This is a genomic window from Gluconobacter cadivus (genome assembly GCF_015244745.1).
In the GTDB taxonomy this organism is placed as follows: Bacteria; Pseudomonadota; Alphaproteobacteria; order Acetobacterales; family Acetobacteraceae; genus Gluconobacter; species Gluconobacter cadivus.
Window position 1 is genome coordinate 14,828 of record NZ_JABCQI010000007.1, and the last position, 20,717, is coordinate 35,544.

Consider the following 20,717-nt stretch of genomic DNA (forward strand, 5'->3'; position numbering starts at 1 on the left):
AGTTTCTAAGCTCAGGACTCATAGCCAGAACATGACGGTTGCAGCGAGGCAGATGGCTGAGAGGAAGACGGTCGGGCATCTGTTATAGCATGTTGCGACCCGTCTCGAGTCTTTGAACCTGCCGAACATGATCTTGATACCTTTCTCCTCCAGGGCCTCCCTGGACCAGTCAGCGTCATAGCCCCGATCTACCAGCATCCATTCGGCTGGTAGGAGACTGTCCAGAAGGGCAGCGGCATCGGTATAATCACCGATCCGACCTGCGGCCATGAAGAAGTCGAGTGAACGCCCGTTTCGGTCGATGACGGCATGCAACCTCGTATTCATCCCGCCTTTGGTCCGCCCGCTCAGACGGCCTGGGCCCCCTTGTTTAACCGCAGGCTCGAAGCTGTGCGATATGCCTTGAGATAGGTCGCATCAATCATGATCGTCTGAGGCTCCGCCTTGTCAGTGGCCAATCCGTCGATCATGCGAATGAATGTCCCCATAGCACTCCAGCGCTTCCAGCGGTTGTAGAGCGTCTTGTGTGAACCGTACTCCCGGGGTGCATCACGCCAGCACAGACCATTTCGTTTCACGAAAATGATCCCGCTCAACACACGACGGTCATCAACGAGAGGTTTGCCATAGCTCTTCGGGAAAAGGGGCCGCAGACGATCCATCTGCTCGTCCGGCAGCCAATACAGATCACTCCTCTTCAGTCTCCTCAGGAAGACTGAATTACATCCTGCCGTCCAGATCAATGCGTCCTGGGCCTAAAATGTGTTGGGAAAACCAGCGATGTTCCATGCAATGTGTGCTGCCCGATAACGCGACGGGCCAGAACTTCCGGATCATGCGACGACAGAGTGCGAACATCGCGCCAGTACTGATCGAAATCGGCTGCCCATGCCGTTCCACGACCTCCTGCGAGTTCAAAAATACGCGGCGTAATCTCAAGAGCGGTCCGGGATGCAAAAGTCCGGAGCGAGAGTGTCTCAAGGGCGATTTTGCTACGTTCATCGTCCGTCAGTTCGCGGCGACGCTCCCAACCGGCCTGAACTGTCTGGATGGTGGTGTCGAAATAAGCGCGAGCAGCCTGGGCTTCCACCCAATACTGACCGAATTCTGCCTGTATGAACGGATCGTCTGCGGATACCGTGGCACCGGCAGACGTGCCCTGACGTCGACCGCTCAAAGTATACTCCCGCACGCGCTCCAGTGCTCCCAGCGTTCGTCCGATAAAAACAGCCGAATAAAAGATGGCTCCAAAACTTGCCCAAAGCGGCAGAGGCCCAGTCTGACCCGGGCCATGGGACCAGTGGAGAACTTCTTCAGGTAGAATTCTGACATTATCAAATTCAATCGTTCCGGAATCAGCTCCGCGCAAACCAATAGGATTCCAGTCATCGTGAAACGTCAGACCCTCACGGCTGGTCGGAATGACTGAATAGATATAGCGGTCGCGATCAGGATGAATGGCAAGAACAGTCGTGATTTCTGCCAGCGGGGCACCTGTATTCCATTTCTTTATGCCGCTGATTGTGAAGCCGCCTTCAGGATGATGTTGGGCCACGAAGTCCTTGTTCACATATTGCGTCACATTCCCCCAAAGCCAGCGTGACTGCGTTGAGCGTTTTACGAAATCAGCATTTTTATCCGTATAGTCGGCAAGTAACGGCACGAGTGAATTATAGAAGTGAAATCCAAGAAGCGCTGCTGTGGAGCCGTCAACTTTGGCAATTTCCAACACGCTCTGAGCCGCGTCCTGCAATGTGCCGCCGCCGCCGCCGAGCGCTTTTGGATAGAGCAGACTTACCAGTCCGCTCTCACGCAGGCGGCGGATCTGGTCGACAGGTCGCTGCCCGTCATGATCCCGGTCAATGGCACCCGCCTGAAACTCCGCAGCAAGTTCACGGGCGCGTGCAACCCAGTCTTCAGGATAGGTTTCGACTATTTTGGGACGTGTCGCAGCAACAAGGGCATTCCGCGCCGCGGCAACCGGAAACAGAGTATTGATGGTGTTCATGGTGTCCAAGCCTTGATGATATGAAGGATCAGGATGCGCGGGTACGGAAGGTGTGAAGGGTCAGCCCAATCCAGAAGATTGCTGCCAGAGCATAGAAAGCCGGACCGACCAGAATGGCGTTGGCCAGCCCGAAACGGTCCGACAGCAATCCGAGGAGCCATGGAGCGATCAATCCGGAAATTCCGCCGGCAACCATTGCGCCGAACGACCCCGAAATCGTACGAAGCGATACCGGCACGGTCTCGATCAGCAATGTCGTCAGACTGCCAGCCGTTGCCCCGAACGTCGTAATCGCAAGCAGGCAGAAGACTTCGCACAACGGCAAACTGGAGGTCGTGAAGGCAACGAGGAACAGGGACGCAGCCAGCAACGCACTGACAGCAAGGGAAGCGGCAATTCCCCAGACCCGATCAGCCAGAAAACGTCCGGTCAGCCATCCCCCGAGAGGCCCTGCTGGCAAAGTGGCGATGAGAACCAGAAATGCAAAACGCGTGGCCTGAAGGTTATCCAGCCCATGCGCCCGGTGCAGAAAGGCCGGCAGCCACATCTGTGCCGTCATCATACCCGAGAAAAACAGGCATAACGCCGCCAGATGCGTCACATATGGACCAATTTTCAGGACGGAAAGCTGATGCTTCCACCCCGCTGGGACTTTTCCGGTCACGATATGCCCATCGGCATGGCCGGGTGCTGGCTCAGTCACCAACAGGAGTAGAAGGGCCAGAGCAAGCCCCGGAAGCCCCGTCAGCAAAAAGGCCTCATGCCAGTTTGCGTGGGCTGCGATCCAGCCTCCAACCCCGAAGGCCAGAGCGGACCCCAGTTTGTTTCGCAGCATGAACAGGGAGAAGACAAAGTTCCGCTCACGCCGATCGTAGAGATCTGCCAGCCATCCGGGGGCAATTCCCTGATAGGCAGCGATGCCGAAATTTGTCAGCGTCCGCCACAATACCAGTGTTGCCAGGCCAGATGCCAAGGCACTCCCCGCAGAGGCAAGGCTCCAAAGAATAATTGATCCAACCAGAACGCTCTTTCGGCTGAACCGTGATGCCAGTGCAGCAAATAACGGCGCACCGACGACGCCCGCTACCGTCGAGACAGACGCAACGCTTCCAAAAGCCGCATCTGACAGATGAAGATCCGCTTTGATCGGGGTCAGAAGCCCGGCAAGGATCATGCCATCCATAGCGCAGGTTGTTCCCGTCGCCAGCAGGAGGGCAAGTGCCCATCCGCGCGATGCGCGGGCAGAACGGCCAGTTGTCGACATGGCGGCTCCAGTCTCGGCGGAGAGGATCAATGATGCGTCGGACATGGCGGTTAGACCTTCACGGTCCGGGCCTGCCGCTGACGATGAAGCGCCGTGGCATCGACAAGAATGGAACGGTCAATCCAACTTTCCAGATCGAAATCATGTTCGATCAGACGGTGTCGCAGGAGGAATTCCTTCTGGGCCGCCAGAGACGCGACGTAGTCATCGTTCAGCTCAAGACGGACACCTTGAGGAATATTTTCATAGACTGCCGCCAGACCTTCAGGGGCCTGCCCCAGATCACCGGCCAAGGTCCGGATAGCTTCCAACGGAGCCTGCGCGGCCCGTTCCGACGCCTCAATCAGGCGCTCAACAATCCGGACCACAAGATCACGGCGTTCCTCAAGAAGCGGCTGACTGACAACCAGACCTCGCAGGACGGACGGATGCACACGCGAGACTCTGTCTGGCGCAAGGCGTGTGTCATAAACCACGTTAAGCTGCGGATAAAAGCCGCCGTCAGGGGGGATAGAGGCCGCGACTGCATCTACTTCTCCGCTCTCAAGTGCTTCCAATCCCTTGTGAAAGAGCGAGAGCAGAAAGCTGCCCTTTACAGCACCGGGATGAAAACGCGGGAGGTAAACAGGCTCCACATCATCAAGAGATAACCCGACTGATTGCAGAGCCGTCTGATAGATTTTGAGCTGTTGAGCGACCATCAGATCGAACGGGCTGTCCGGATTATGGAAGACCGCAACGCGGCGGCCTTTCAGAGACGCAGGGCTGGCGATCCCCTTGCTATGAAGAGACAGGACAGGATAACGGCCTTCAAGGAAAGCAAGGCCCACGACCTTGCAGGCAACCCCCAGACTACGCTTCCACAACGCTGGTGCATGACCGGCATTGCGCAGCCACAGGCGGTCTGCGGCCTCATATTTCAGTTTGGGTGAAAACCCGACAGACGTGAATTCGAAATCCACATCGGGCTCATCGCGAAACTCTTCCTGCAAAAGCCCCTGTGCCTGCGCAAGCGCCGTGATAGTCGGAACGGAGGGGCAACGGGTATAGTGAACAACAGGGCGCGTCATGGTGCAGTATCCTTGAAAGCCGTCAGATGTGTGGGAAGACCGCCATGACGGGAGAGAAGCGAAAGGGCATTGGAAGAGAGCACGGCGCGCTGACTGTCCGGATCGGTGGATGTAGCGGCACGGACACGCTCAAGGGTGGGTCTGACGTCTGGCAGGGGTGCGTAATCGGAGCCAAAGACGACCCGTTCCGAACCCAGAACACGGATCGCTGCAGCCACCGCAGCACTTCCACTCCCCGCCGCACCGGTGTCCAACCAGATCTGACGAAAGTGATGGCGTAATGAGCCGACCTGAATGCGGGGAGACACTTCCGCCTGTTCTGCGGCCAATGCTCCCAGCCCACTGCCTCCAAGCATCGCAATCTGAAGCGTGACGTCAGGAAACGGATCCAGAAAATCCGTGAACGCCAGAGTTGCTATGGCCGAAGCAAAGTGAAAGCCGTTGTCGATGACCCAGCGGATCGCTTCGTTATCCTCATAGAGGATATTGGGCGGCTGCCCTGCGATGACGGGATTGGCGAACCCTGTATGCAGATAGATATGGCTGCGATGGGCCTGAGCCACCTCGAACAACGGCCTGAACTGCTCTGCGGACGCACGGGAAAAAAAACCATTCACCGGCAATACACCGCCAATCAGACCAAGTTTCTCATGCGCTCTCGCCAGTTCGCGGGCAGACCATGCAAGATCGCTGGTGCTCAGTGCGGCGACTGCGCTGAAACGATCGGGATGCTGACGAACCAGAGACGATGTCTCGTCATTCCATGCAGTCCAGAGATTGAGCGTTTCCGAGGCTGGTAAGGCAGCATCAACGCCAAGAGTGGTCGGCCAGGACAGAAGCTGGTGCGCTATGCCTGCCTCATCCAGATGGGCAAGGCGCTTTTTGACGTCTGTCCATTGTGGGCCAAGGGGAAATGCGCCGCCTTTCCCCGCTCCAGCCCCGGTACGCCAGATGGCAAGATGATCCCCCTGCTGTCCGATGCGGGGCGCTTCCGGACGTTTACCCAGAATATCGAGGGTCGAAGGGGCAAACCAATGGGCATGAAGATCAATGACCGGAAAAGACTGAACCATGAAGATTCCCCTTCTCAAAAGAAATCTACGCGCGCGGACAGTAGGAACATCCGCGGAGCACTGTATTGATATGTGAAAGTCTGGCTTGTTGCGGAGTACGGAAGAACCTGAACGACGTACCGGTTACCGGTAATGTTCGAGACAATCCCACTCAGCTCCCAACGACTGTTTCCGGGCCGAAAGGACGCATGCACATCTCCGAGCCAGACGGCCGATTGCTGCAAAGCAGAGGCTTTTTCATTCGAAACGAGGTAAAAATAGTGCCCCGTGTAGTTCCAGCGTGTTCCGACCGAGCCATCACCAATGCGGGTATGGTAGCTGTAATCGACGGAAATATTGGCCGTCTGGTGCGGAGCACGGGCAAATTCATTGCCTGTCAGATCCGTTGCGCCTGTCGGGGCCGTAAAGTTCGTAAACTTCGTGCGCAGGATACCGACATTTCCGGATACGGTCAGATCGTTCAGAGGACGGGCCTGAAACGCGAACTCTCCACCGTAGGAAATACCCGATGCTGCATTCGTCAATGAAATGATGGTCGACTTCGTTGCAGCGTCAGTAGCCGTCCAAGAAACCTGAATGTTGTCATACTTGGAATAAAAACCATCTGCGCTCAGGGTCAGGCGTTTGTTAAACCAGCTTCCCTTATAACCGCCTTCATAGGACGACAGGGTTTCCGGATTGACAGGTGCGGCTTTCTGGAGCGGCGCTCCCCCGCGATTGACCGGATTGGGGGTAATCTGCGTGTTGAACAGCCCGGAGCGATAACCATCGGCAATCCGGACATAAAGCATCTGGTTTTTCCCGAGCAGAACCTGCGGCTCGACTTCGTAGCTGACATTCGACCAGCTCCGCCCACCATGGTAGCTGTCAATCCCGGCAAGCGGGGAGACGACGCTTCCCGCATTCCACCAGTTTGCAGGGTTGGACGAGAACGAAACTGGTGACAGCCCCTGCCTGCTCTCCAGATCCAGATGAAGATAATCATGCGTCCAGCGGACACCGCCTGCAATCTGGAACCATTTATTGACGTGGATCGTCGTGTTGCCAAAAATCGCAACGCTATCGGTTGTCTGCGTGTAGTTTGTTCCTGAATACCCCGGTTGACCAATAATCGCCGGTGTCGTCACCGCCCCCGGTGGAAGCGTTACGCTTGCATTCGCATCATTCAGATTTTCATGAAAGTAATAAGCCCCGGCAATCCAGGAAATACGTTTGTGTGCATCGGATGCCAGCCGAAATTCCTGACTGACCTGTGTCGGGTGCAGTTTGTCATAGGACCGGCTGAACTCCTGAGGCGTGTAATCCCCGTCCCCCGAAAGGCGACGCTGGGCATTTTCGAACGCCGTTATCGACGTCAGTGCGAGCCCTGCCCCCGGACGCCATGTGGTGTGCAGTGAGGCCCCCTCTGAAACAAGCGCCTGCCGCCCGTTGACATTGGTGTTCGTCAGGTCGCGGCTGCCGGTTTTCAGAGGGGAATAAACCGAAGTTCCGGGCGCGCTGTAATATGGAACATTCGTGCCTTGCATGTCCCGCACATGCAGGTTGAGCAGGAACTCCAGCCTCTCGCTTGGACGCCAGAGCGTTTGGAAACGAGTTGCGAAATCGCCAAAATTTCCAACACGCTTGTCAGTCTGCTGGTTATGAGCCCAGCCATCGGAGTTTTCGTAACGTACAGACAGACGCGTTGCGAGTTCGTGATTGATAATCGGCGTGTTCAGAACCAGTTCGCCACGCTTTTGTCCATAATTCCCGAAATCGACCTGTGCATGCCCGTCATTGCGGAATGTCGGGCGCAGAGAGGTAAACTGAATTGCGCCTGCCGTAGCGTTTTTCCCCCAGAGCGTGCCCTGCGGCCCGTTCAGAACGGCCACCTGCGCCTGATCGAACAGTGGAAATCCCTGAAAAGCGAGGCTGTTCAGGTAAACATCATCAGCATAAAGCGCGACGGCGCCCACCGCATTATTGGCGACATTCCCGTTACCAACGCCTCGGATGTAGTACCGGGGGCGCAAACGACCATCGAAATTATACCCCAGTGCATTCGGGGCAAAAGCAGCGACGTCCGCTGCACTGTCCAGATGCTGGCGCGCAATCGTTTCTGCACTGATCGCCGTAATGGTCGCAGGGACTTTCTGAATATCCTGCGAACGACGGTTTGCTGTAACGATAATTGTTTCCAGCCCCGCCGGTCGCCTTACCGAAGCAGCCTGCTTCCTGGCGTGTGTGTGTCCGACAGCTTTGTCCTTGTGAGGTAAATCACTGGCATGGCCCGATGCCGTGGACACGCCTATGGCAACAGTTACGAAGGCCAGCGTCTGCCCGCAAAGTGCCGATGCCATGCTCCATTTGCCCCGGCACGCGCAGCTCTGCGCACCTGAAAACAGGGAGGACACGGTACGAACTGTAGCGTAACGGACGAGACCAACCACAACGTGAGCTTTCTTGCTATGCGACAAAACGAAGTGATAGGGTGAAATCAATATATCACGATAGGTACAGATCATATTGTTTTTATGGGTACAGATATAACTTAATTATATAGTTATATTTAGGCTCTGGAGAAAATCCCATGGTGATGTTCTTGCCATTTCTGGACCGTCAATCGGACGAAAGCCTTCAGAAACAGATCGTCCGACAGATGGTGAGCGCCATCACAAATGGCACATTACGGCCAGGGGAAGCTCTTGCAGGAATACGGGAATGCGCCACGAACTGGGGGGTCTCACGCAACACCGTCATGCACGCGCTGGAGCATCTGGAGGCTGAAGGCTATGTGGAAAAGCGCCCTTCGCAGGGGACTTATGTCCATCGCACACCACCGCGGGATGCAGACGCAGTCACGAACATGATTGGTGTTACCGAGGTGGGCGAGGCAGCCCATCTTGAAGTCGAGCCTCTGCACAATCGGGCCTTCGCAAGTCAAAACAACAAAAATAATGCGTTGATTGATTCCCCCACGACAATCAGCCTCGGGTTCGGAAACGATCAACCCGTCTACCGATCGCTCGAATGGAAACGGACCCTGCAAAAACTGTTCCATTATGAGAACTGGAAACGTGGTGGCCAGTATCAGTCCAATGCCGGCCTACCGTTTCTTCGCGCAACCCTTGCCCGATGGCTGACGGCCCGCCACGGCGTCTCGGTAGATGAGAGACAGGTCATTATCGTTGCCGGTCTTCAGCAGGCTCACTCTCTGGTCGCTCAGGCCCTGCTTGCCCCTGGCATGAACGTGGCCCTGGAAGACCCATGCTATATCGGGAAGAGGCTTCTGTATGAGAAACTTGGCCTTCATATCCTGAACCTTCCGGTGGACGAAAAAGGTGCCAAACTTTCTGGCGTGACGTTTGATGATGTGCAGCTCATCTGCGTCAATCCGGGTTGTCAGGTGCCGACGAATGCATCTTTGTCTCTCCCCCGCAGACGCAAACTGGTGACGCTGGCCGCTCAGACCCAGACGCCAATTTTTGAAGAATCAATGTTCGATCTGCTGATGCTGGAGGGAAAATCCACCCCTTCCCTTCTCTCCCTTTCTGGCGGGCAGAATGTCATACATGCCGGCCTCTTCGCCCCGGCGCTGGGGGGCGGCATGATGCTCGGATACATGGTTGTTCCATGGCCCCTCTTACCTGCCATACTCGACGCCAAACTGATTTTGGATAACGGATTGCCGTGGCTTGAGCAGGAAGCTCTGGCACGGTTTATTGATTCCGGCGATCTGGATGATTTTCTCAAACGCCGACGGATGTCCCTGATGAGGCGTCAGGAGCATCTTGTCAGCGCCATGACGCATCAATGGGGTAATTTTTCCATTTTTAACGCCAGTCAGGCACCAAGAATGAGCTGGTTTCTTCCTGGCCCCGTTTCCGACAGCGCGACATACATAAATAATGCCCGGAAATTAAATCTCCATATTCCTGGAGATTATCCTTTCCACTCCAATTCCCCCACAAGCATCCCCAATCTTGATCGGCTCATTTCTCATGGGTATGGCGAACTGGCGGAGAATGATATCGATAAGGCTGTGCAGCGCATGACACAGTCCAATATTTGATCTGGGTAAAGCAGTTCCCGTTTTAGCTCACCTCAGAAGATCTTCCCCATTTTCTGCAGAATTCCTCGATATTTTCCTCCTGAAAACAGCCAAGACGTTCCATAATCAGGGGCAAAGGCCAGTCCCACCAGGCAATGTCTTCAAGCCTCTTTGCAACATCACGAGTGAACCGTTCCCGAATAACCCGGGCCGGCACGCCCCCTGCAATAGTGTAAGGCGGCACATCCCGACTGACGATGGCCCCCGCCGCCAGAATGGCGCCGTCCCCCACAGTCACTCCGGACAGCACCACAACTCCGTGCCCGATCCAGACATCATTTCCGATCTGGACCCGTCTTGCGCGACGGTTCTGAAAGAACGTCTGATCCCGTTGCGCATCGTCTGAGTAATATTCAGGACAATACGTAAAACGGTGCATGGACGGCCTGTTGATCGGATGATTGGGCGCACCGATCCGGACATGCGCCGCAATCGCACAGAATTTCCCAATCGTTGCATCCGCAACCATCGTCCGCTCGCCGATATAGGAAAAATCGCCCAGCTCGCAATATTCCAGAACACAGTCTTCCAGCACTTCGCACTGCGTCCCGATCTGCGCCTCCCGCAGGCGCACACTGGGATGAATGACAGTCCGCGCAATTTTCGGCCCGGCAGATTTTTCCTGAGACATCGTCACATATTCCACAGGTTGTTTTCAGAAATTTGCGTCAATTCGCCCGAAGTAATAGCCGCCATTGATCGGCACCTGCACGGAATCCTGATCGTACTGGCTTCCTTCCGCCACCTTGAGCTGCTGCGAAACTTCACGCGGACGCACATTGAAAATATTGTTCGCCCCCACCGCGACATGCAGGTTTTTATTGATCCGGTAGCCGATCTGAAGATCGGTCAACCAGCGCGGCGTATTCTTGAACTGGGAAAAGCAACTGCTGGAATAGCGCAGGGCCCCACCCGATGGACAGGTTGCCGATGCCGGCGTCCAGTCCTGATATTCAAGCATTTCCGTAGTCTCGCCATAGCGTGTCTGACGCACATTGATATCCCAGTTTCCAACCTTCCACAGCGCGCTCAGAATGATCTTGCTCCGCGGATAAGCGGTCGTGAGATAGCCAATTGTCTGGGCATTCAGCAGCGGCTTTCCAAGCAGGGACGTTCCGTTGTGATGAAGGCGCGTCCGGTTCAGGTTCAGCGCCATACCCAGATTCAGCGTGCCGTAATCGGGACGAAAGCGGAATGTATAATCAGCCTTGATATCAAGACCCTGCGTCCGCGTGCTGGCACCATTGGACAGGTAATAAGCGTTGAAGTCGGAAACCTTGGTTGCTGCCGCGGGAATGGCAAAACCGAAATTATTGATCGCTTCAAGAGCTTCTTCTCCAGAAACGGTTCCGCCCTGCACAATCCGGTCCCTAAGATTGATCTGATAAACATCCGCCTCGACATGGAAACCGTTTACCGGTTCAAGAACAACACCGCCGCTGGCGTTGGTGGATCTTTCAGGCTTGAGTGGGGATGCTCCCAGGATCTTTGCCGCTTCGGAACTGACGGGCAGCAGGCCGCGCACACTGTCCGTATAGACATTCATCCGGCTGAAATGCTCTTCTTGAAGCGTCGGTGCCCGAAAGCCGTTACTGATCGTTCCACGCACTGCGATCCGGCGTGAAAAATCATACCGGGCGGAAATCTTGCCGGTCTCGGTATCCTGTGTGTCCGTATAATATTCATATCGACCTGCCAGATCGATCTGGAGATGTTTGATCGGATGCAGGTTGACGTCCACATACCCGGCCCAGACGTCACGCGACCATTTCCCAGCACTTTGCGGCGGGATGCCGGCATGTCCTTCCGCACCGCCTGTCTGATAGGAGTCCGGATTGCCAGAAACGAGCTGATATTCGTCCATGCGCTGTTCGGCGCCGAAAGAGAGGCCAATGGGAAAAGCATGTCCGATCATGAACTGTCGGCGGAAATCAAGATTATTGGTCCATTGGGCATTTTTCTCGGTGTAATCCCAGAACTTGGTTGGAGAATATCCGCAGCCGTTCTGTGAATATCGGGAGGACGTCGTATCCACCGCATTACAGTTCGCAGCCAGCATCCCGAGATTGATGGAGTCTTTCTCCGAAATACGGTCAGAGTCCGCCCCCCATGTCGTGGACAGATCCCAGTCAAATCCGAGGAAATGACGCCCCTTCAGACCGAGCGTGGCGGAATAGTCGTTTTCATCAATCTGGGTGATGGGTTCAACACCATTCGGATACATGGTTGTCGCGCCCGAAGGCCAGTCCAGATCAGGATATTCATACCCTTCCAGAATTTCGGCATGGCGATGGGCGTAAATGACCTGACCGTAGAAATCGATATTGTCCGTGACAGACTTCCCGAAATCGATCCCGAGATTTTCGCGGGTTTCTTCCGGAGTATTGGTATAGTTATTAACCTTGCCTGTATTGGCCTTCGCTCCTGGGACAACACCCGCATAATAACCTGACGTATCAGCTCCAGCCGGCCAGTATCCGAGCATGCCGTGATCCTGGGAATACGCTACCATATGGTCTGTGTGATAAACCTGACCACTGATATGCATATATCCGTCATTACCCAGCTTCAGCCCGCCATCGGCATTGAACTGGTACTGCCAGCCATCGCCGTTATAGGCATTGGCGCCTGTCTGGCCGCTCAGGTTCAGTCCATGATCCTGCTTTTTCGTTATGACGTTGACCACACCTGCAATCGCATCCGATCCGTACATGGCCGCTGCGCCATCCTCAAGGATTTCGATATGATCGATCATGTTCGATGGGATCATGTTCAGATCCACAGAAGATGAAGCGAATTCCGGTCCTGATTTCTGCACGATATTGGCTGTCGAATGACGGCGCTTGCCGTTCACCAGAACCAGAACCTCGTTCGGATCCAGACCGCGCATTTCAATGAACGACGTCAAGGCGTTTGTATTATGCCCACGCGGCGTTACTTCCAGTGACGGATAGAGCCGCGCAAGAGCATCCGAAGTATTCATGGAACCGGACTGGGCAAGTTTTGCACCTGAAACCACGACGACTGGGCTCATGCTCTGCCGAGCACGCACATTCGTCGAACGCGTTCCCGTCACAATAACTTGCTCGTCTTTCGGGATAGGCTGATTTTCGGCAATATTCGCCTGCCTCGACAAGACCATCGCAGCAGCCCGGCGCTTTTTGCCATCCTGCGCGACAGATGCTGGCTGAACCTGACGCGTCCGCCCTTCGGCAGCGACATGTCGTTTTTTGCTGACAGGCACCTGCGTCGTCGGCAGGTTCCCTGAAGACGCGGCAGAAGCTGTCTGCGCCATGAAAAACGGCGAGGTACAGGCCGACGTCGCGACGAGCAGAAACATGGCTCTACGCATCGTAATTCTCCAAAAGAAATCGCTCAGAAGCGAAACGATGAATGTTCGAACCGCATAAAGACGGATTCTCTTGGTATCGTGTATGAATAAATTATGAATGAATCTATAAACTAGACAACAATAGCTTGTTGTCTATCCTTTACAACAAATATATGTTGTATAGTTATTTTGGTTTCATATTTCTTTAATAAATATTTTCTTCACAATTTTCTTCTTCAATGCAGAATAAGTCCGTTCTTTTCATGTTGGTTCGCCCAACATCTTTTTGTCTGCATGAGGTCGCGATGACCGTTGATTTCTCTCCTGTCCCTAAACGGCAATTCTGGATGGGTCTTCTCGCGCGTGCCGAACCCGAGGTTCTGGTGCAGCATCTCCAACAGGTCGAACCCCTGCCGTCCTTTACCGTTCTGCGTCGTCCGGAAACCGGTCTGAGCATGGTGCGAGGACGCGTTGGAGCGGATGGAGAAGCCTTTAATTTCATTGAAGCGACGCTGACACGCGCCAGTGTGACCGACCAGAATGGCTATACCGGGCACAGCTATATTCTCGGCCGCAACGAAGAGCATGCCGTTGTTGCGGCACGGCTGGATGCCGCCCTTCAGAACGCGACGCTGCGGGCGGGGTTGATGACGATGGTGATCGAACCTCTTCAGACCCTCGAAACCGCCCGTCACGCGGCCATTGAGGCCCGTGCGGCAGAGACTGAAGTCCGCTTTTTCACCATGGCAACGGGGCGTCTATGACCGTCATGTTCCCTGGCCTCCGCGACAGCCACGAGGCCCAGCGCACTTTCCGCGCGCTGCTCAATGCCCTCGCCCATCCTGGTCGCCCGCAGACCCTTCCCCGGCCCGAAAGAATGCCGGAGGGATATCCGGCCTCCATAATCGGGCTGCTATCCCTGCTGGACGCGACCGTCACCGTTGGCTTTCCCGCCGTGCTCGCCGATCTGGAGCGCTGGCTGGTTTTTCATACCGGGACGTCTGTCGCCCCGATGGAGCGCGCCGATTTCATTTATGTCCCGCAGGGTTATGCCCGCCCTCCTCTGGCATCCCTGCGGCAGGGCGCTCTGGATGCGCCGGAAACAAGCGCCACGCTGATACTGGAAATTCCCTCGTTTTCCGCCGGTAATGCGCTGGAACTGACCGGCCCGGGAATTCAGGCCAGCGAGATTATCAGGCCCGTTCTGGATTGCGGTCTGCTTTCCGAATGGCAGCGCCAGTCCGGCCTTTTTCCGCGTGGCGTGGACATCTTCCTTCTGTGCGGCACAGATGTGATCGGTCTGCCGCGCAGCACAGCCATCCGGGAGGTCTGACCATGGCATTTGTTGCAACCAAAGGCGGCGAAGAGGCGATTGCCGCAGCCCATGCCTGGCGTGCCGATCGCCGGCATGGTGATGGTCAAGGCTGCACGCTCAAACAGGCCGCCACGAGTTTCGGACGCGCCATTGACCGCGTGATGGCCGAAGGCGCGCTCTATGATCCGGACCTTGCGGCCCGCGCCCTGCTTCAGGCCGAAGGAGATCTGGTGGAGGCGGCGTTTCTCCTGCGCTCTTTCCGCGCCACACGTCCCCGTCTGGTCGACAGTCTGCCTGTCGAGACGGGAAACATGCGGGTCCAGCGTCGCGTCTCGGCGATTTTCAAGGATCTCCCGGGCGGCCAGCGCCTCGGCCCGACAACGGATTATTCGCATCGCCTGTTCGAAGCTGACGATGGTGAGCAGCGGTTCGAACCAACCCTGACCGCCCCACCTGCCGAAACACCGTGCAGAATACCCGGGGCCATTAGAATTCTGGGCGAAGAAGCCCTGCTTGAGGGCGTTCCCCTGCCGCATGACGCAGATCTGCCGCCCGATCTCTCAACCACACCGCTCCGTTTCCCGGCGGAACGCCGGGTTCGCCTTCAGGCGCTGGCACGCGGCGACGAGGGGTTTCTGCTCTCCCTCGCCTATTCGACGCAGCGGGGATACGGAAATACGCATCCTTTCGTCGGTGAACTGCGGATGGGGGAAGTGCCCGTCACAATTGCCCCGCCGGAACTGGGTTTTGAAATCGATATCGGCAGCATCGTCGTCACCGAATGCCAGATGGTCAACCAGTTCAACGGCTCCAAGGTCGCGCCACCGCAGTTCACGCGTGGCTATGGCCTGAGTATCGGACATGCGGACCGGCGCGCCATGTCCATGGCGCTCGTGGAGCGTGCCCTGCGTGCGGAAGAACTTGGGGAAAGCACGGGCAATCCCGCGCAGGATCCGGAATTCGTGCTCTCCCACTGCGACAGCATTCAGGCGACGGGCTTCGTGGAGCATCTCAAACTGCCCCATTATGTGGACTTCCAGAGCGAACTGGAAATCGTCCGCGCCATTCGCGCTGAAGCGACCATGCCCACACAGCACAGGCCGACACAGCACAGACAGGAGGCCGACGATGATCTCGTATAATTTCGCCTATCTCGATGAACAGACCAAACGCAGCATCCGTCGCGCCCTGCTCAAGGCCGTCGCCGTCCCCGGCTGGCAGATCCCTTTCGGCAGCCGGGAAATGCCTCTGCCCTATGGCTGGGGAACAGGCGGAATTCAGGTCACGGCGTCTGTCATCGGTGAGACGGATCGATTGAAGGTCATCGATCAGGGTGCGGATGACACGACAAACGCAGTGGCGATCGCGTCTTTCTTCAAACGGATGACGGGAGTGGACATTACGACGCGCACCGCTGATGCCACGATTATCCAGACCCGGCACCGCATTCCCGAACATCCGCTGACGGAAAACCAGATCATCGTCTATCAGGTTCCACAGCCCGAACCCCTCTGGCGCCTCATTCCTGAGCGGCCCGTCGCCATGCGCGCCCATGCGCTCGGGGATTACGGCACGATGTACGTCAAGCTCTACGAAGACATTACCCGTTTCGGCCGTGTCGCCAGCGCCTATGAACATCCCGTCATGGTTGGAGACCGGGTGTTGATGTCCCCCAGCCCCATTCCGGCTTTTGATAACCCGAAAATGGACCGTATGCCCGCGCTTCAGCTCTTTGGCGCCGGGCGCGAGCGGCGCCTGTATGCCGTACCGCCCTACACCTCCGTACGGTCGCTGGATTTCAGCGACCATCCGTTTCACCCGGGACGTGCGGACGGCACATGCACACTCTGTGGCAGCACGACCAGCTATCTGGATGAAATCATCATGGATGATCAGGGAACGCGCCGTTTCGTGTGCTCGGATACGGATTACTGCTCTGAAAGGCAGGATGCAAAAGAGGTCACGCCATGAGCATCCTTCTTCAAGCTACAGGGCTGAACAAACGTTTTCAGAATATCGATGCCCTCGACAATGTGTCCCTTACCGTCAGCCGTCGCGAAATCCTTGCGGTTGTCGGCGAAAGCGGGTCCGGGAAATCCACGCTTTTAGCCACGCTTGCGGGGCTTCAGACCGCGGATGCAGGGCGCATCACCTATTACGGTGGAGACCGGCCGTGGGATATCGGCGATATGGACGAGATGCAGCTTCGCCGCCTGCAACGCACGCAGTGGGGTTTCATTCACCAGAATGCCCGCGCGGCCCTGCGGCTGGATGTCAGCGCCGGAGGCAATATCGGTGAACGGCTCATGATGAATGGCGCCCGCAACTACGGTGACATTCGCGAGACCGCCGCCCGCTGGCTGGATGAGGTCGAAATCGGCCGCGAGCGCATCGACGAAATGCCTCTGAACTTTTCCGGCGGCATGCTCCAGCGCCTTCAGATCGCTGCCACGCTCGTCACCAGCCCCGAACTCGTTTTCATGGACGAGCCGACGACCGGACTCGATGTTTCGGTGCAGGCCCGTGTGCTCGATCTGATCCGCAACCTCGTTCACAAACTCGATGTCGCGACGATCATCGTCACCCACGACCTTGGCGTGGCGCGCCTTCTGGCGGACCGTACGGTCGTCATGCAGGGAGGCGCAATCGTCGAACATGGTCTGACCGATCAGGTTCTGGACGATCCGCAACATCCCTACACCCAGCTTCTCGTATCCTCGGTGCTGCCCTCATGACGACTTCTCATTCCGGGCCGCTGGCCATTGATGCCGCCGACCTGCACAAACGTTTCGTTCTCCATCTTCAGGGCGGACTGGAACTCGACGTCCTGCGCGGAGCCAATCTGAAGGTGCAGCCCGGCGCGTGTATTGCCCTTGTGGGGCCGTCCGGTGCCGGGAAATCCAGTCTGATGCGCGCCCTGTATGGCAATTACAGGATTGATTCCGGCTCCATCCGGATTGCCCATGATGGGGGGATGGTCGATATCGCATCCGCCTCACCCGCGGAAATCCTCGCGGTCCGTCAACGCTCTTTGGGGTATGTCTCGCAGTTTCTGCGGGCCATTCCACGCCTCAGCGCCCTGGATGTCGTCGCCAGTTCCGCCATTGCGCGTGGTATCGACGAAAACGAGGCACGGCGTCAGGCCGGAGCAATGCTGGAACGCCTGCGCATTCCCGCCGCTCTGCATACCCTGCCGCCCATTACCTTTTCGGGCGGAGAACAGCAGCGCGTCAATCTGGCCCGCAGTTTCATCTGCGACTGGCCGACCCTCCTGCTCGATGAGCCCACGGCCTCCCTCGACCCCACAAGCCGCGATACGGTCTGTGACCTGATCGCCGAAGCCTGCAACCGCGGGTCAGCCATTGTCGCCATCGTTCACGATCCCGCACTCCGCGACCGCATCGCCGACCGTAGCGTGCGGCTCGAAAACGGCGCCACCCTTGAGGAAATCCCTGCATGACCCGACTGATCAATGCACGTCTCGTCCTTCCGCACACCATCCTCGACGGCGACCTGACGTTTGATGATACGGGCATTATCGCCCCGGCAGCGACCACATCAGACCCTGCCGGGGATGTGCTGGACTGCGAGGGTGACTTCATCATCCCCGGCATCATCGACCTGCACACCGACAATCTTGAACGTCAGGTCCTGCCGCGCGTCAACGCGCGCTGGCCGTCGCGCTCGGCCTTCATTGCCCATGATGCGCAATGCGCCGTCGCAGGGGTCACAACCGTGTTCGACTCCCTCAGCCTGGGCGACATCAATGGCCGCGACCGGATCCAGACCTTCGAGGACGGAATCGACGATCTGGCGGAACTGTCTGCTGCCGGTGTCCTGCGGGCGGAACATCTCCTGCATCTGCGCTGCGAACTGATCGCGCCGGAAATGCAGGAACTGTTCGAGATGGTCCGGGACGACAAACGTCTCAAGCCGATCCTGCGTCTGGTCAGCCTCATGGATCACTCTCCGGGCGTGGGCCAGTACGCCGATATCGCCCGCTGGCGGAAAGGACGACTGGGCGACGGCCTGACCGAAATCGAGATCGATGTCTCCCTTGAGGAAATCCGCGCCAACCGGATCGAGCATCTGGAAAAGAACAGGGCCTATGTGCAGTCGTTCTGCCGCGAAAATCATGTCGCTCTGGCGTCCCATGACGATCGTCTCGAAGAGGAAGTGAACCGGAATCACGCGGATGGAATTTCCATCGCGGAATTTCCCGTTTCCATGACGGCAGCACGCTGTGCCCACGCCCTGAACATGGATGTCATTGCCGGAGCCCCCAATATCGTGCGTGGGGGGTCGCATTCCGGAAACGTGAATGCGATGGATCTGATCCGCGCGGGACTGGTGACGGCTCTCGCCTCCGACTATGTGCCATCCGCCATGCTGGAAGCCGCCTTCTGCTGTGTGAACCAGAATGCCCTTCCTCTTCCCGACGCCATCCGCCTGATCACGGACGGACCAGCCCGGATTGCTGGCCTGACCGACCGGGGACGGATCGAAGCCGGTCATCGCGCGGATCTCGTTCAGGTGCATGTCCATGATGGCCTGCCCATCGTGCGTCGTGTCTGGGTAGGAGGGCGCCGTGTCGTCTGATCCTGCCTATCGCTACGCCCTGTATTACGCGCCCGAACAGTCTGATCCGCTCTGGCGGGTGGGCTGTGAGTGGCTCGGGCGCTCTCCTGTGACGGGCGATCCGGAACCGGATCTGCTCTCAGAGGCAGACGCAGACCGCGTGAAGCTGACGGCCTCGGCCAGACGCTATGGTTTTCATGCCACCATCAAAGCGCCGATCGCCCTGTCCGGTAGTGTCGAGGACTTTCTGGCGGATGTAGCGGCACTGGCGGCAACCGTGAAGCCATTCACCCTACCGCGACTGAGAATTTCGGAAGAAGACGGCTTCACTGCGCTCCGTCCGGTCGTTCTCAATGACGTCCTGCTGTCGGCCGGAGAAACCTGCGTCCGCGTGCTGGACCGGCACCGTCGCCCCGAAAACGCCGAGCGTGCTGCGGCGCGGGCCCGTCACTGTACCGAACGGCAGAAAGCCCTTCTGGCCCGCTGGGGATATCCCTATGTCTGTGAGGAGTGGCGGTTCCACATGACGCTTGCCGACGACATTCTGCCGTCTCCTCTGCGCGCGGAAGTCGAAACACGGTTCGCCCCGGCCCTGGCGATGGATCGCAGGGTCACGTCGCTCTGCGTCTTTCAGGAACAGTCTCCGGGTGCGCCCTTCACCATGCTGGCCCGTTTTCCCCTCGTGGTGCAGCCATGACAGTCGGGCGTCTGATCCTCGTCGTCGGCCCCTCCGGGGCAGGCAAGGATTCCGTGATCGGATATGCGCGCCAGCACATGGCACAACAGAACGTCGTCTTCGGGCGCCGGATCGTCACGCGAGCAGCGGATGCGACCGAAACGCCGGATACGATGGATCTGGCGCAGTTTGAACAGAACGAACGCAAGGGTCTTTTCCTGACGTCCTGGCGCGCTCATGACCTGGCTTACGCCCTGCCCCTCTCCCTTGCCGAAGATGTGGCCGCGGGAAAGCAGGTCGTGGTCAATGTCTCACGGCGCGTCATCCCCGAGTTGCGGGAGCGCTTCCCCTGCTTCGTGGTCGTGGTTGACGCAGACGAAAAACTCCGTCGCGACCGGATTGCGTCACGGGGACGCGAAGCACCGGCCGCGCTCGAAGCCCGTCTCCGACGCCGCATCCCGACTGACTTTCATGCCGATGCCGTCATCCGCAACGAAGGCTCTCTGGCCGAGGCAGGCGAAGCACTCATGCATCTGATCGGGACACCGGATCATGACTGACACCCACCGTGGCCGCCTGATCCCCTGTCTGGAAGTTTTCGAACGCCAGTTGCATGCGACGCCCCGGATAATGGCCGATCGAAATCTCGATCGGACGTCCGGCGGGGGTCACGTTATAGCCGACGGTTCGCAGGATGGGATCGTTCAGCTCGATCCGCAGCAGGGAAGCCTCGTGAGAATCCGGGCACCGCGTACTCACCTGCGTCCTGCGCCGGACGCTCTCAAGACCCAGTTTCCTCAGCGCCTCGGTAATTGAATCATGCGCCTCCAGAGCCGCCATCAGCCCTTCATGCAATCCGGCATCGAAAATATGCCGCGAGTAGGACACCGGACGGTCGGCAGAATAGCCGATCCGCTCCAGCACGATCACTTCGGGCACCCCTCCCAGCAGATCCCTGGCCAGAGCACGATCCGGCGCGTCCACCAGAGCCATACGACGCAGAGACAGTTTGCGTCGTGTGGTCGGCCGGTTGCTGTCCTTCATCAGTTCGCTGAACCGCGGACGGGCATGAATGCGGTATTCGACCGGATCGTCACACACGAAACTGCCCCGACCCTGCTCCGTCCGGATCATGCCGATACTGGCAAGCTCTTCCAGCGCCCTGCGGATCGTATGGCGATTGAGCTGGAAATGCCGCGCCAGATCGTTCTCGGTCGGCAGCTTTTTTCCCGGTTCGTAAATACCGTTGCGAATACCTTCAGAAAGGGAATTGGCCACGTCCCGCCACCGGGGAAGTCTTTCCGTCATCTGC

General features: G+C 57.4%; 18 protein-coding genes and 1 pseudogene. 10 read left to right on the forward strand and 9 right to left on the reverse strand.

Annotated features, from left to right (window positions below; all coding sequences use genetic code 11):
- Nucleotides 1–18 precede the first annotated feature (18 nt).
- The 6 genes and pseudogenes from HKD28_RS10770 to HKD28_RS10795 form a co-directional block, all read right to left on the reverse strand.
- Nucleotides 19–662, reverse strand: a pseudogene (locus HKD28_RS10770) (IS5 family transposase).
- 77 nt (nucleotides 663–739) lie between these two features.
- The gene (locus tag HKD28_RS10775) at nucleotides 740–2,008 is read right to left on the reverse strand and encodes an acyl-CoA dehydrogenase family protein (protein ID WP_194268124.1); all 1,269 of its coding nucleotides are present in this window, start codon (nucleotides 2,006–2,008) and stop codon (nucleotides 740–742) included.
- A 28-nt stretch (nucleotides 2,009–2,036) separates the two neighbouring features.
- The gene (locus HKD28_RS10780; RefSeq protein WP_194268125.1) at nucleotides 2,037–3,317 is read right to left on the reverse strand and encodes an MFS transporter; all 1,281 of its coding nucleotides are present in this window, start codon (nucleotides 3,315–3,317) and stop codon (nucleotides 2,037–2,039) included.
- A gap of 5 nt (nucleotides 3,318–3,322) precedes the next feature.
- A complete protein-coding gene (locus HKD28_RS10785) occupies nucleotides 3,323–4,342 on the reverse strand; it encodes an ABC transporter substrate-binding protein (RefSeq protein ID WP_194268126.1) in 1,020 nt (339 codons plus the stop codon).
- The gene (locus HKD28_RS10790) at nucleotides 4,339–5,415 is read right to left on the reverse strand and encodes an amidohydrolase family protein (protein WP_194268127.1); all 1,077 of its coding nucleotides are present in this window, start codon (nucleotides 5,413–5,415) and stop codon (nucleotides 4,339–4,341) included. The genes HKD28_RS10785 and HKD28_RS10790 overlap by 4 nt, the downstream gene beginning before the upstream one ends.
- A gap of 14 nt (nucleotides 5,416–5,429) precedes the next feature.
- Nucleotides 5,430–7,754: a TonB-dependent receptor gene (locus tag HKD28_RS10795; RefSeq protein WP_194268128.1), complete on the reverse strand. Its 2,325-nt coding sequence runs from the start codon at nucleotides 7,752–7,754 to the stop codon at nucleotides 5,430–5,432.
- 230 nt (nucleotides 7,755–7,984) lie between these two features.
- Here HKD28_RS10795 and HKD28_RS10800 point away from each other — a divergent pair, with 230 nt between their 5' ends.
- On the forward strand, nucleotides 7,985–9,466 hold the full coding sequence (locus HKD28_RS10800; RefSeq protein ID WP_194268129.1) for an aminotransferase-like domain-containing protein: 1,482 nt from the start codon (nucleotides 7,985–7,987) through the stop codon (nucleotides 9,464–9,466).
- A 22-nt stretch (nucleotides 9,467–9,488) separates the two neighbouring features.
- Here the strand turns inward: HKD28_RS10800 and HKD28_RS10805 are convergent, their stop codons facing one another.
- Both HKD28_RS10805 and HKD28_RS10810 read right to left on the reverse strand, forming a co-directional pair.
- The gene (locus tag HKD28_RS10805) at nucleotides 9,489–10,136 is read right to left on the reverse strand and encodes an LbetaH domain-containing protein (protein WP_194268130.1); all 648 of its coding nucleotides are present in this window, start codon (nucleotides 10,134–10,136) and stop codon (nucleotides 9,489–9,491) included.
- 24 nt (nucleotides 10,137–10,160) lie between these two features.
- Entirely contained in the window at nucleotides 10,161–12,857 is a 2,697-nt protein-coding gene (locus HKD28_RS10810) for a TonB-dependent receptor plug domain-containing protein (protein ID WP_235993421.1), read from the reverse strand.
- A gap of 284 nt (nucleotides 12,858–13,141) precedes the next feature.
- Between HKD28_RS10810 and phnG the strand changes: the two genes are divergently transcribed.
- The 9 genes from phnG to phnN are packed head-to-tail and all read left to right on the forward strand — an operon-like array spanning nucleotide 13,142 to nucleotide 19,965.
- Nucleotides 13,142–13,600 carry a phosphonate C-P lyase system protein PhnG gene (gene phnG, locus HKD28_RS10815; protein ID WP_194268131.1) on the forward strand — a complete coding sequence of 153 codons (459 nt, stop codon included), beginning with the start codon at nucleotides 13,142–13,144 and terminating at the stop codon, nucleotides 13,598–13,600.
- A gap of 5 nt (nucleotides 13,601–13,605) precedes the next feature.
- Nucleotides 13,606–14,169 carry a phosphonate C-P lyase system protein PhnH gene (phnH, locus tag HKD28_RS10820; protein WP_207728966.1) on the forward strand — a complete coding sequence of 188 codons (564 nt, stop codon included), beginning with the start codon at nucleotides 13,606–13,608 and terminating at the stop codon, nucleotides 14,167–14,169.
- Between the two features lie 2 nt (nucleotides 14,170–14,171).
- Entirely contained in the window at nucleotides 14,172–15,293 is a 1,122-nt protein-coding gene (locus tag HKD28_RS10825; protein WP_194268133.1) for a carbon-phosphorus lyase complex subunit PhnI, read from the forward strand.
- A complete protein-coding gene (locus HKD28_RS10830; RefSeq protein WP_194268134.1) occupies nucleotides 15,280–16,122 on the forward strand; it encodes an alpha-D-ribose 1-methylphosphonate 5-phosphate C-P-lyase PhnJ in 843 nt (280 codons plus the stop codon). Before HKD28_RS10825 ends, HKD28_RS10830 begins: the two co-directional genes overlap by 14 nt.
- Nucleotides 16,119–16,886 carry a phosphonate C-P lyase system protein PhnK gene (phnK, locus tag HKD28_RS10835; protein ID WP_194268135.1) on the forward strand — a complete coding sequence of 256 codons (768 nt, stop codon included), beginning with the start codon at nucleotides 16,119–16,121 and terminating at the stop codon, nucleotides 16,884–16,886. The genes HKD28_RS10830 and phnK overlap by 4 nt, the downstream gene beginning before the upstream one ends.
- Entirely contained in the window at nucleotides 16,883–17,611 is a 729-nt protein-coding gene (phnL, locus tag HKD28_RS10840; RefSeq protein ID WP_194268136.1) for a phosphonate C-P lyase system protein PhnL, read from the forward strand. Before phnK ends, phnL begins: the two co-directional genes overlap by 4 nt.
- Nucleotides 17,608–18,750, forward strand: a complete 1,143-nt coding sequence (locus HKD28_RS10845; RefSeq protein WP_194268137.1) for an alpha-D-ribose 1-methylphosphonate 5-triphosphate diphosphatase — start codon at nucleotides 17,608–17,610, stop codon at nucleotides 18,748–18,750. Before phnL ends, HKD28_RS10845 begins: the two co-directional genes overlap by 4 nt.
- Nucleotides 18,740–19,426, forward strand: coding sequence for a DUF1045 domain-containing protein (locus HKD28_RS10850; RefSeq protein ID WP_194268138.1), 687 nt, complete (start codon nucleotides 18,740–18,742; stop codon nucleotides 19,424–19,426). Before HKD28_RS10845 ends, HKD28_RS10850 begins: the two co-directional genes overlap by 11 nt.
- Entirely contained in the window at nucleotides 19,423–19,965 is a 543-nt protein-coding gene (gene phnN / locus HKD28_RS10855) for a phosphonate metabolism protein/1,5-bisphosphokinase (PRPP-forming) PhnN (protein ID WP_194268139.1), read from the forward strand. Before HKD28_RS10850 ends, phnN begins: the two co-directional genes overlap by 4 nt.
- Here the strand turns inward: phnN and phnF are convergent.
- The gene (gene phnF / locus HKD28_RS10860) at nucleotides 19,931–20,713 is read right to left on the reverse strand and encodes a phosphonate metabolism transcriptional regulator PhnF (protein ID WP_194268140.1); all 783 of its coding nucleotides are present in this window, start codon (nucleotides 20,711–20,713) and stop codon (nucleotides 19,931–19,933) included. The genes phnN and phnF overlap by 35 nt on opposite strands.
- Nucleotides 20,714–20,717: the final 4 nt, after the last annotated feature.